Below are 12879 nucleotides of genomic sequence, written 5' to 3'. Positions count from 1 at the left end.
TCCATCTGCTCATGAAAAATAAATTATTATTATTGTCGGGAACAGGAATTTCTCGTTTAGGTGATTTTATGTATCTCATCGCCTTAAACGTAATGGTGTTACATAGCACAAACTCTCCTGCTGCTGTAGCAGGATTATGGATTGTCGGTCCAATTGCGACCGTTGTTACAAAAATTTGGTCTGGTAGCATAGTAGATCGATTAAACAAACGGTCCATTATGCTTATCACAGATATCATTCGGGCAGCTCTCATTGGCTGTATACCACTATTTGATTCTATTTGGGCCATTTACATTTTTATCTTTTTGACTCGCATTGCTACATCATTTTTCGATCCGGCTTCATTTTCTTATAAAACAATGCTTATACGTGCTGAAGAACGCGCGCAATTCAACGCTTGGAGTAACTTTTGTACAAGCGGAGCTTTCATTATCGGTCCAGCTCTTGCTGGAATACTTCTCACCACGCACTCAGCAACCTTTGTTATTTACTGCAACTCACTTTCCTTTCTACTTTCTACCATTTTCATTTACTTCTTGCCAAACATTGCATTACAAACAAAGCAAAACGAAGAAGTTGCAAATACTTTCGTACAAACATTACGAAGTGATTGGAAACAAGTTTTTTCCTTCGCTCGAACTGAAACGTACATTATTCTCATATTCGTTTTATTTCAAGCGACTATGCTTGTCGCTATGGCACTTGATTCACAAGAAGTTGTTTTTACAAGACAAGTACTGTTTTTAACCGATATAGAATACAGTATGCTTGTTAGTATAACTGGCGCTGCTTACGTTTCCGGTTCATTTCTTGTCTCTCTCTTTGCCAAACGTTTACCAATTCAATATTGTATCGGATTAGGGACAATTTTCACAGCAATAGGCTATGTAATTTTCGCCTTTTCAAATTCATTTATCGTCGCGGCAGGCGGTTTCATTTTACTTGGCATTTCTTCATCATTTGCTGGTACTGGCTTTTTTACATTTTATCAAAATAACATCCCGGTTCATATGATAGAACGTATCGATAGCGTATTTGATTCCATAAAAAGTTTTATCCAAATCTTTTTCATTTTAGCAATTGGAGCATCCGCACAATTTCTTTCCGTTCAAATGACTGTAATAAGTAGCTCGTTACTCATCCTTTTCCTTTCCTGTTTATTAGCAATCCGAGTAATGACGCCTTCACGAGAAAAATATTTTAAGGCTACAGGATCATCATTGGAATATTAACCGCAACATAACAAGCGGCGATTTGCTAGGTAGTAAGCCCTCACTGATTAAAGTTTTACTTTATGTTAAAATATTAATGAAACTTGATTATGTGGGGGGGCTTTTTTGAATACTATATTCATGTTCATTTGTATTATATTAGTAGCTTCTATTTTACAAACAAGTACCGGTTTTGGCTTTTCTATTATGGCAACACCTTTCTTACTCATGTTATTTCTACCACAAGAAGCTATACAAATAAATATCATTTTATCATTCATTATTTCTATATCACTCATTTGGAAAATAAGAATGGACATTGATTGTATTCTACTGAAAAGATTAATTTTCGGCAGTATAGTTGGTGTTCCTTTTGGTATTATCATTTTCACTTCTATTAACATCAACACATTTAAATTAGCAATTAGCATCCTACTCTTACTATTAACTTTGATGCTAATCTGTAACTTTAAGATTCAATCAACAAAATCTAGAGATTTCATAGTTGGCGGATTATCCGGTCTTTTAACGACAAGTATCGGTATGCCAGGACCACCCCTGTTACTGTACTTTACAGGAACTGATACAAAAAAAGAGAAGCTGAGAGCAACTACTTTAGCTTTTTATCTATTTATATATTTCATTAGTCTACTAACGCAAATACTCTTTACTGGCACAAACAAGATAATTTGGGAATCAAGTTTTTACGCTATTCCAATCGTATTTCTAGGTTTGTATATAGGTCAAATTATTTTCAAATGGCTTAATCAACGGATTTTTAAAATATTTACGTACATCCTTTTAAGTTGCACGGGCATATATCTTCTTATTGAAAGTTTGCATTCGTTATAGAAGGTGCTTTAGTATGTGTCATAACGGCGGATAAGTTTTCAATATTTTTAAACGTGATAACAAATAAAATACCTAAGCTCAGAAAGGAATATCTACATTCTGAACTTAGGTATTAACAATTAAATTATTCACTTATACTAACGTTTCATCACAAAGCTCTGTTACATTTTTAAAGTATTGCAAGTTCTCCTTCGCTTCAGCTTCATTAAATAAATTGAGCTGCCTCATTATTTCAGTAGCAAATTCAACGTACGCAGAACCTACCGCTGTTATTATTTTTCCATCAACCGTTACATCTTTGTTTTGTTTATATTCCCATTCATGTAAATGAGCTAATTGTTTTTCATCTGATGTTAATGATGTTGAGAATTTCTTCTTATTCAGCACCCCTGCTGCATGTAATAAAGATGTTCCGGCACAAATACCCGCTATCCATTTATTTTGCTTATGTAATTTGTTCACAATAGATAACAATTGTTCATTTTCTAAATGATCAAAAATATGTCCGCCTGGTACGATAAACACTTCATAGTCCTCTATTTTAATTTGCTCAATAGAGACATGTGGTTGACACAAAAAACCGCCTTCTCCTGTAACTGTTTTTCCGTCTACAGTTGCTGTTATTATTTCAAATTGCTTACTTATCAAAAATAAACTCGCTATATTCACTTCAAATTCTGCAAATCCATCAAACAAAAAAATTAAAGCTTTTCTCATATTATCTCCTCCCCCTATACTTATTAGAAGACAATCACCTTTCTCCTCCCAAAAAAAGCAAACCTGCATCACAGGTTTGCCTCTTTGCTCTCTTTGCTCACTTCTTATTAAATCCTTTTTCACTTAAAAACTCTTTCATATGCATTCTTTTTTCTTTAGACATAAACGAACTCATCGATTCCGTCCATGTTGCGTTTTTCTTATTTGATGATCTTTCTTTATAATACGCGCTCATCGTTTCATCGTATTCATTTAATAATTCATCATATTTCTTTTCATCATATCCATTTTCATGAAGGATTGCTGCTATCGGTAAACGTGGTTTCACTCCGTGATCTTCATCTGGTACACCGACTGTCATTCCGAATACAGGATATACTTTATCCGGTAAATGAAGCAATTCGCTCACTTCTCTCGGATTATTACGAATACCACCAATATAACAAATACCGTATCCTAACGATTCTGCTGCTAACGCCAAGTTTTGTGCAAAAAGTGAAGCATCTACTGTCGCAACGATAAAGTCTTCTACTCCTTCATGTTTTATCTCGGTACCATGTTTTTCACATGCCATTTCAAGTCGTTTTAAATCTGCACAACAAACAAAGAATGCTGCGCAATCTTTCACATGACGATTTCCGGATAACTCTGCTAGTTTCGCCTTTAAGTCTTGATCTGTTACATATATAACAGAATAAGCCTGTACAAAATGCGAGGAAGCAGCATGCTGCGCAGCTTGCACCATTCTTTCTACTACATCTTTCGGAATGGATTCTTCTTTATATTTACGAACTGAAACGTGTTGCTCCATTTTATGTATCATCTCATTCATGAAAATCACTCCTTTTTTCTCTTCCTAATGAAAAATTAACATATCTTTTCCAATATTCACAACTTATAAGCACAAAAAGAGCAATTCTTTTTGAATTGCTCTTTTTAAAAGATCTATTAATACGGTAAATGAAATTATATAGTCGATTTTTTCAATATATCAACGATTCCCTGCACTATATCGACTTACCGACAAATAACGACAAACTCACTCCGAATTATTCCTTATCTTATTACGCTGTTTTCAACACTTTAACACCTTTTACGATATTCCAAATGAAGTAATAAATCCCTACAAGAATGAATACTGCATATGTGATCATGATCCCAATTCCAGCACCATCAGATTGATTGAATCCTAAACCGTATATTCCTGATATCGCTATCCCTCCGAATAAAATTGCATATGGGAAAATATGTGACCAAAATGCTTTTTTCGCGTGATATTTCACTTCATCCTCTGCAACGAAGTACACGATAATTGGTAATAAAAATGGGGCAAAAAAGATACTAAAGTAACATAGTGAAGATAATATATTATTTCCTTTCATCCGATTCACCTCTAAATAGTTTTTGTTATCTTCATTATGTCAGGAATCCATTCTAGAAACTATCGCTTTACCTTTCATTAAGATGACATATTTGTAAGATTCCCCTCAAAAAATCCCGCCTATAATGCTAGGCGGGATCACTTTCACTATATTCGATTCATAAACCAATATTGCGTAATAGCTAAATACTCTCGTATATTCGATGGAATGACAATTCGCTTCGGTGTTTCGGCCGGAAGACCTTCTAATTGTAAACCTTGCTTAGCTGCTATTTTTTTCGCTCTAAACATGTGGAAATCGTTTGTTACGATCATTCCTTTTTTCATATTGTCCGGAATTAAAGGTTTTGAGAATTTAATATTTTCATCTGTACTCGTTGACTTATCTTCCATGATAATGCGGTCTTCTTCAATTTTTAGTTTCATTAATCCATTTTTCATTGCTAATGCTTCTGAAATATCTTCCCCTTTTCCTTTCCCTCCAGATACAATAGCAATTGCTTTCTCATGTGATTTCAAATACTCAGCTGCTTTATCAATACGATATTGCAATGAGTACGATGGTTTCGTTCCGTTCACTTTCGAGCCTAATACAATGATATAATCAGCTTCATAGGTCGCATTCATTTGCCCATGCTTATAAATGTTATATTGTAAAAATCCCACATAAACGGCGCAAACCATTATAATTCCTATCATATACTTCATTATTTTTTTCTTTTTCATATCCATATACTCCTATGTTCTTTGCTTCTTTCATGATAATATCCATTTATTTGTTTGTATACAGACAAATTCCAATTCAACCTAATTTATCCTCTAGAAAGTAATATTTATATTTCTTTCGGGAACAGTAAGTACAACTTTGCACGAAGGAGTGTCTCTATTGCTTCTCTTTTTATGTAACGTATCGTTCTTTTTTATTTTATTTTTACTATCACTTAAGATGCTCGGTAAATCAGCTTTAGCACAACTAACTCCTCATGATTTTGGTGCTATTATCTTTTTATCTTATTTAGCTTTTCAAGCCATACCAGTCTCTGGTGCTTTGCAAGCTTTTCTCGGTATGGTCGTTATTACATGTTTGCATTTAATCCTTACAAAATTAAGCCTATTCAACAAACTAAATCGTTTTATTCTCGGGCACCCGATTATTTTAATTAAACATGGTGATATTATTTTTGAGAACTTACAAAAAAGTAGGTATCCCATTGCTGAATTACTTTCTAATCTTCGCGTCGCAGGATACCCAAGTGTTCATGAAATTGAATACGCTATTTTAGAAGCGAATGGAGCCATTAGCATTTTACCAAAGCGTGAACTTGTCCCATTAACTCCGAAAGATTTGAATATAGATGTTAAGTATGCTGGATTACCAATTGCCCTTATCGTTGATTCACAAATTCAATACGATAACTTAAAGTTAATTCATAAAGACAAAAAGTGGTTATATAAAGAGTTAAAAGAAAAAGGAATTACAAATATTAAAAACGTTGCCTTTGCTTCTGTTCAAGAAATTGATGGATCTTTTGCTATCAGTTTAAAAAAATAAAAAATCCCCTTACTTGCTCAAGGGGATTTTCTTCATTATATTACTTTTTTCTCACCTACCATATTTAATGGCACAGGATGTTTCATTCGATTCATCGTAAACACGATAATCGCTGTCAATACTTCAGCTACTGGCATAACGAGCCAAATTCCGTTTATCCCAAATAATTTCGGCATAATCCATAATAATGGAATAATAAATAGTAACCCTCGACTCATTATAATAAGTACTGATTTTGTCGTTTGTCGCACTGATTGGAAGTACTCTCCATATACAATGTTATAACCTAAAAATACGTATTGGATAAAGAACAAGCTAATACCCGTTAATGTTAACTCCAATAACTCTGGAGATTGGACATCAAATAGACCAATAATATATTTCCCAAAGAATAATCCGACAATTATTGCAACGCCTCCAAGTACAACTGCAATTTTCACTGCAAACTGCAATCCTTCACGAAGTCTCTCTGCTAAATTGGCACCATAATGGAAACTAGCAATCGGTTGTAATGCAGCACCTACCCCAAAGAATAATAGTAATGTCATTGCATGAATACTATTCACCATCGCATAAGAAGCGACTCCTACTTCTCCTGCATATTGAACGAATGCAATATTAAAACCAATCGTTACAATCGCTACTGTACTTTCTGCTGTAAAGCTCGGGAAACCGATTATCATAATTTGTTTTACTGTATCCCATTCAAAATGGAATTTCGTCCATTTTAAAATACTACTTTTTCTAAAGAAATGCGTTAATAATACAAGGAAACCAATCGCTGCTGAAAGAATAGTTGCTGAAGCAGCTCCTGTTACGCCCCATTTAAAGATGAAAATAAAGATATAGTCAAACACTATATTTAATACAGCTGTTACAACTAAACCTGCCATTGCTAAATTAGGATTTCCATCATTTCGTATAAATGTACTTAAAATATTTTCTAAAACGTATATCATTCCAAATGTTAATAATACGTGTAAATAGTCTAACGCATACGGTAAAATCACTTCGTTTGCACCGAATAAGTATGCTAAGTCTTCTATTCTCCATAAGCAAATCGCCGCTAAAACGCCTACGATAATGACTGCTATCGTCATGGATTGAGTAAAAATAGACCTTGCTCTTTCAATTTTATTTTCACCTAATGCAATGGAATATAACGTTGCCCCGCCCATCCCAATCCATAATGAAATAGAGAAGAAAATTGAAAACGCTGGAATAGCCACGTTTACTCCTGCTAAACCGTTCGCCCCAACTCCTCTACTAATCATGACCGCGTCAATTACAATATTCACTGACATTAATACCATTCCAAGAACGGCTGGTATTAAATAAGAAATAAATAAACCTTTTATCGGTTTTTCTCTTAATTTTTCTGTTGCTTCCATACTATTATGCTCCTTTTTTCAACTCTCTTTTCTTAGTTTAAACCTTCAAGTAACTTGAAGGTCAATAGAGAATTTAAAAAATAGGTAACTGAATTATATGAATGAATGTAAATTTGTAATCAATTCAAAGGTTTTCATCTTATTTTTTTACTACAGGAATTTGAATTTCTGTTACTTGCTCCTCTGGATTTTCTGTTACAGACCAATCGATTAATCCAATCTCAATCGAATCTCCATGTACTTCATAACCTTCTTTATCAATGTATGTAAGTAACTCCTTGTACGTTGCATCTGTTTCTTCATACGGTCCATGATGATAAGAACAAGCATATAAACCTTCCTTAATCTCATCTGAATTATGCACTTCATACGGCATATAATCCAAAAGAATAAACACGCTACTATACGCTTGAAACTCATTTTGCATGAATCCTTTTTTCGCCACTGTTACACCAATATCTCCAGAAAATAAACTATCATCCATTTGCCTCATATTTTTTTGCAACGAATGGATGTAGTACTCAAACATATCATCCGTCGTATTCGGAGCAACCGCAATGGCTGTTATTTTTCGCCGCGGGATCTCTTTTATTACCATTTGTTTAGCTTTTGCTTTTGTTGCTTCCTTAATCAAATGAATTCTATGCTCCATTTTCGCCAAAGCATACTCAATTTCTCTTTGTTTTTTCAACATCATTTCTTGTTGTTTTTCCAACAAATTGAGTGCGTATGCTGGATTTCTTTCATCAATATATTTCTTAATTTCCTTTAATGGAATATTTAATTGGCGTAAAAACTTAATCGTATCTAATAGTGAAAATTGATCGATTGTGTAATAGCGATAATTTGTTTGTGGGTCCACAATGGACGGATGAAAAATTCCTTTTTCATCATAATAACGTAAAGTAGATTCCGCTATATTATGCATTTTTGCCATTTCTCCAATTGTAAAGCGTTTGTTTAATAACATCTTTTATTCCCTTTCATTTCTATTTATTTCATTATATGTTCATTCTGCCTTCAAAACAAAAAAGAATTCCCGTAAGAGAATTCTTTTTATTCATTATTACACCTCTATAATTATAGGAAGAATCATCGGTTTTCTTTTCGTACTCGTATATATATACTTCCCTAAAGCTTCTCTTACTTCTCTTTTCAAAATACCCCAGCTATTCACTTTCTCTTTCTTTACATTATTAATCGTAATAACAGCTAATTTATTTAATTCCTTCAAAAATTCTTCTGAATCACGAACATAGACGAATCCACGAGAAATAATATCAGGACCTGAAATTATTTCTCCATCCACTTTATTAAAAGTAATAACTAAAACGAGCATTCCATCTTCTGAAAGTTGTTTTCGATCACGTAATAATGCATTTCCAACATCACCAATTCCTAATCCATCTACATATATATTTCCTGCTTGTATTTTTCTCGATTGAATTGCCACTTGATTACTTATATCTACAACATCTCCATTACGAACGATAAAGATATTTTCTTTTTCGACACCAATTGATTCCGCTAGCAAGCTATGGTGATGTAGCATTCTAAACTCTCCATGAATGGGGATAAAATATTTTGGCTTCATTAATGTGAGCATTAACTTCAATTCTTCTTGATATGCATGGCCAGATACATGGACTCCAGTAGAACTGCCTGATCCGTAAATCACTCTTGCCCCTAATGCAAATAAGTTATCGATAATTCGTGAAACATTACGTTCATTTCCTGGAATAGGAGTCGCAGCTATAATAACTGTATCTTCTGGTAAAACATCTACTTGCCTATAGTTTCCACTAGCTAAACGCGCTAAAGCTGCCATTGGTTCTCCTTGACTTCCTGTACAAAGTATTGCGACCTGCTTTGGATCTAAATTATTTACCTCATTTGCTTCAATTAGCATACCATCTGGAATATTTAGATACCCTTTCTCTAGAGCAACTTCTACTACATTTACCATACTTCTGCCGAGCAAAGCCAGTTTTCGATTTGTTTTTATACAAGCTTCAACTATTTGCTGAACACGATTCACATTAGAAGCAAAAGTAGAAATAATCACTTTCCTATTTGCTTTCATAAATATTTCCTCTATCCGTTCCCCTACCGACCTTTCTGATGGGGTAAAGCCAGGTCGTTCTGCATTTGTACTTTCAGATATTAAAGCTAATACACCTTCACTACCTATTTTAGCCATTTTGTGAATATCAGGATGTTGATTATTAACTGGTGTTAAATCAAATTTAAAATCACCTGTATGTACTATAGTACCTTCTGGTGTATGAAAAACAATACCGAGGCAATCTGGAATGCTATGATTCGTTTTAAAGAAAGTTGTCTTAATAGCACCGAAATCAATTTCTGATTCTGAATGAATAACGATTAATTCTGTATCATCTTGAAGGTTATGTTCCTTTAATTTAATTTCAATTAAACCTAACGTTAACTTCGTAGCATAGATTGGTACGTTTAGTTGTTTTAAAAAATATGGTATTCCCCCAATATGGTCTTCATGTCCATGCGTCACGACTAATCCGCGAATTTTTTCTTTATTTTCTTGTAAGTAGGTGACATCTGGAATGATTAAATCAATTCCTAATAAACTTTCATCTGGAAATTTTGATCCACAGTCAATAACAACAATATCATTTTCAAATTGAATAACATACATATTTTTCCCTATTTCATTTACTCCACCTAAAGCAACGATAGACAAGTTATTTTTTAATGACTTCAAATGATAAGTCCTCCCTTTCACATTTATAATTCGTGAAATAACATTTAGGCTTTATTATTTGTAATGAAAAAGGACTTCATACTATTTCATACATATATAAATTCACACGCTACTCTTATATGTATATCCCCAATTACACAGTCTCTCTCTAAAAAAGCCCCCATTTTTCCATTGATTTTTTGTAAAATCTATTATATATTAATTACAGGTTCAAATTACGAGTTCAAAAGAACTTGTAATCAGACCCTTTGTTTAATGGGTTTTACATATTTTCATTAGGCAAATTCCGAGAAATCGTATGATAAAAATAAAAATGATAAGGAGAGGATCCGATGGAATTCGAATTTTTCTTTCAAATCGCACTTATTTTATTAAGTACAAAGCTTGCTGGTGATCTTAGTGTCAGATTAGGTCAACCTTCTGTACTAGGTAAATTAATTGTCGGTATCGTTATCGGTCCAGCTGTATTAGGTTGGATTGAAAACTCAGAACTTCTAACACAATTAAGTAATGTTGGTGTTATTCTTTTAATGTTTATGGCAGGACTTGAAACAGACTTAGAGGAATTAAACGCAAATCGTAATTCTTCTTTAGCTGTTGCACTCGGAGGTATCATTCTTCCATTCGTAGGTGGTTACGTTTCTGGTCTTATTATGGGAATGGAACAAGGAAATGCTGTATTTTTAGGATTACTTCTATGTGCGACAAGTGTTAGTATTTCCGTACAAACACTTCGCGATTTAGGAAAGATGAAAACACGTGAAAGTACAACTATGCTGGGCGCAGCTGTATTTGATGACATTCTTGTCGTTATTTTATTAGCATTTGCAATGAGTTTCCTAGGTACAGACGATGTTAACTTAACAATGGTTATCTTGAAGAAAGTTGTATTCTTCGCTTCTATTATTTTAATCGGATGGAAAGGTGTTCCTGCGATTATGCGCTGGTTATCACCGCTACGCGTATCTGAGTCTATCGTGAGCGCGGCTCTTATCATCTGTTTCTCATTCGCATATTTCGGCGAACTATTAGGAATTGCTGGTATTATCGGTGCTTTCGCAGCTGGTATTGCGATTTCTCAAACGAACTACAAACATGAAGTAGAAAAGAAAGTAGAGCCAATCGCTTACGCTATGTTCGTTCCAGTATTCTTCGTAAGTATCGGTATGAATATTACATTTGACGGTATTGGCGATCAAATTTGGTTCATCCTAGCATTAACAGTAATCGCTGTATTAACGAAACTAATCGGTTGTGGCTTAGGTGCACGAATGACTGGATTTGATGCTAAGTCTTCTGCAATTATCGGTTCTGGAATGGTTTCTCGTGGTGAAGTTGCACTTATCATCGCAGGAACAGGACTTTCTTCAGGTCTACTAGCACAAGATTACTTTACAGCTATCGTTATTGTCGTTATTTTAACTACAATGATTACACCACCAATGTTAAAATACACTTTTGGTGCAAAAGATAAAGCAATGAAAGCAAGTAAATAAGCTTTCTACAATAAAAAGAGATTACTATCTTATAAGATAGTAATCTCTTTTTTGTTTTGTCTTTAAACGATTTTGTTCTTTTTTAACCAGTTTTCAAAAATAGTTCGTGCTGGTTCATCATCCATATCATTACTAAATGCGTTCCATCGCTGTCTTCAACGTTCCAACAACAAAGGCAATTTCTTCACTTGAAATAATAAGCGGTGGTGCTAGCGTTAAAACGTTATTATATCCTGCTGTTGTCATACCGTTTCTACCTATAATCAACCCTTTTTCTTTACAAGCATTTACCACACTTGCAATTTTGTCGTTATCAATTGGCTCTTTCGTCTCTTTATCGTTTACTAGTTCAATTCCCACTAGTAGACCTTTTCCTCTAATATCTCCAACAAGTGGATGCTCTCCAATTTCTTCTTTTAATTGTTCTAATAAAAGCGAGCCCATTTGTGCAGAGCGCTCAATTAAATTTTCATTCTCCATAATTTCTAAATTTTTAAGTGCTAGTGCACAAGCTGCAGGATTTCCACCAAATGTATTAATATGACGGAAGAATTCATATTCTCCCTTTCCTTTAAATGCTTCATATATTTCTTTTTTCACAGCTGTTGCTGATAATGGTAAATATGCACTCGTAATCCCTTTTGCCATTGTAATAATATCAGGCTTCACATCATAATTCATAAATCCAAATGCCTTTCCTGTACGTCCAAAACCACAAATCACTTCATCGCTAATGAGCAAGGCACCGTGTTTTTGACACGTTTCATGAACAGCTTTCATATAGTCTTGTGGCGGCATTAAAATGCCTCCGCCTGTAATAATTGGTTCCATAATAAAAGCTGCAATCGTTTCACTTAGTTCCCATGTCATGACCCGATCTACTTCTTTTACACATTCTACATCATAAATGTTCTCTCTTTCTATTCCAGGCATACGATAACAATCTGGCGGCGTTACATGTAAAAATCCTGAAGCAAATGGCTCATATTGATATCTACGCTGTGCCTGTCCCGTCGCTGCCATCGTTGCCATTGTATTCCCATGATAACCGCGGTAACGTGACATAAATTTATAACGATGTGGTTCACCTTTTTGCGCATAGTATTGTCTTGCTATTTTAAAAGCTGTTTCATTCGCTTCCGAACCACTATTAGAGAAGAAAATAACATACTCTCCTCCAAGCCATTCATTTAATTTTTCTGCAAGCTTTATAGCCGGTTCATGTGATTGTGACATCGGAAAGTATGATAATGTTTGTAATTGCTTATATGCCGCTTCTGCAAGCTCTTTTCTTCCATACCCGCTATTTACACACCAAAGGCCACTCATACCATCTAAATATCTTTTTCCCTGTATATCTTCAATCCAGCACCCTTCTGCTTTTGCCCCTACCATTGTACTATTTGGACTAAAGGGACGCATTCCGTGCCAAACATATTGCTCATCTTTTGCTAATAATTCATCAGTCTGTTTCGTTTTCATCATTTCTTCCACCTTCCATAACAACTTATTTTTCACAAAAGCTGCGCTGGTACCATG

At 34.4% G+C, this 12879-nt stretch carries 12 protein-coding genes; 4 read left to right on the top strand and 8 right to left on the bottom strand.

The genetic code is table 11. The features are described 5' to 3' along the window. Positions 1–11: 11 nt before the first annotated feature. Positions 12–1232, top strand: coding sequence for an MFS transporter (locus MR070_RS05905; RefSeq protein WP_242260763.1), 1221 nt, complete (start codon positions 12–14; stop codon positions 1230–1232). Between the two features lie 105 nt (positions 1233–1337). Then, positions 1338–2063 carry a sulfite exporter TauE/SafE family protein gene (locus MR070_RS05900; protein ID WP_242260761.1) on the top strand — a complete coding sequence of 242 codons (726 nt, stop codon included), beginning with the start codon at positions 1338–1340 and terminating at the stop codon, positions 2061–2063. 132 nt (positions 2064–2195) lie between these two features. On the opposite strand, the gene MR070_RS05895 is transcribed toward MR070_RS05900, so the two are convergent. From MR070_RS05895 to MR070_RS05880, 4 genes are all read right to left on the bottom strand, one after another. Then, positions 2196–2780 carry a type 1 glutamine amidotransferase family protein gene (locus MR070_RS05895; RefSeq protein WP_139895796.1) on the bottom strand — a complete coding sequence of 195 codons (585 nt, stop codon included), beginning with the start codon at positions 2778–2780 and terminating at the stop codon, positions 2196–2198. A 97-nt stretch (positions 2781–2877) separates the two neighbouring features. After that, positions 2878–3612 (bottom strand): oxygen-insensitive NADPH nitroreductase, encoded by a 735-nt coding sequence (gene nfsA / locus MR070_RS05890; RefSeq protein ID WP_001004534.1) that lies wholly within the window; start codon positions 3610–3612, stop codon positions 2878–2880. A 232-nt stretch (positions 3613–3844) separates the two neighbouring features. Then, positions 3845–4162, bottom strand: a complete 318-nt coding sequence (locus MR070_RS05885; RefSeq protein ID WP_000678037.1) for a magnetosome magnetite crystal formation protein family — start codon at positions 4160–4162, stop codon at positions 3845–3847. Positions 4163–4308: 146 nt separating this feature from the next. Then, positions 4309–4860, bottom strand: coding sequence for a YdcF family protein (locus tag MR070_RS05880; RefSeq protein ID WP_306821671.1), 552 nt, complete (start codon positions 4858–4860; stop codon positions 4309–4311). Positions 4861–5047: 187 nt separating this feature from the next. Between MR070_RS05880 and MR070_RS05875 the strand changes: the two genes are divergently transcribed. Beyond that, positions 5048–5713: a DUF421 domain-containing protein gene (locus tag MR070_RS05875; protein WP_000923934.1), complete on the top strand. Its 666-nt coding sequence runs from the start codon at positions 5048–5050 to the stop codon at positions 5711–5713. 35 nt (positions 5714–5748) lie between these two features. Here the strand turns inward: MR070_RS05875 and MR070_RS05870 are convergent, their stop codons facing one another. From MR070_RS05870 to MR070_RS05860, 3 genes are all read right to left on the bottom strand, one after another. Next, positions 5749–7104 (bottom strand): MATE family efflux transporter, encoded by a 1356-nt coding sequence (locus MR070_RS05870; protein ID WP_242260759.1) that lies wholly within the window; start codon positions 7102–7104, stop codon positions 5749–5751. A 139-nt stretch (positions 7105–7243) separates the two neighbouring features. Beyond that, positions 7244–8074, bottom strand: coding sequence for a MerR family transcriptional regulator (locus MR070_RS05865; protein WP_000925927.1), 831 nt, complete (start codon positions 8072–8074; stop codon positions 7244–7246). Positions 8075–8170: 96 nt separating this feature from the next. Beyond that, entirely contained in the window at positions 8171–9844 is a 1674-nt protein-coding gene (locus tag MR070_RS05860) for a ribonuclease J (RefSeq protein WP_242260757.1), read from the bottom strand. Between the two features lie 332 nt (positions 9845–10176). On the opposite strand from MR070_RS05860, the gene MR070_RS05855 reads away from it, so the two are divergent. Then, positions 10177–11340: a cation:proton antiporter gene (locus MR070_RS05855; RefSeq protein WP_046197296.1), complete on the top strand. Its 1164-nt coding sequence runs from the start codon at positions 10177–10179 to the stop codon at positions 11338–11340. A gap of 132 nt (positions 11341–11472) precedes the next feature. On the opposite strand, the gene MR070_RS05850 is transcribed toward MR070_RS05855, so the two are convergent. Then, positions 11473–12822 (bottom strand): aspartate aminotransferase family protein, encoded by a 1350-nt coding sequence (locus MR070_RS05850; RefSeq protein WP_242260755.1) that lies wholly within the window; start codon positions 12820–12822, stop codon positions 11473–11475. Positions 12823–12879: the final 57 nt, after the last annotated feature.

The organism is Bacillus cereus group sp. BfR-BA-01453 (assembly GCF_022662915.1).
Classification (GTDB): domain Bacteria; phylum Bacillota; class Bacilli; order Bacillales; family Bacillaceae_G; genus Bacillus_A; species Bacillus_A paranthracis.
Note: the sequence above shows the minus strand (reverse complement) of the source record. Positions and strands in the feature narration are given on the sequence as shown.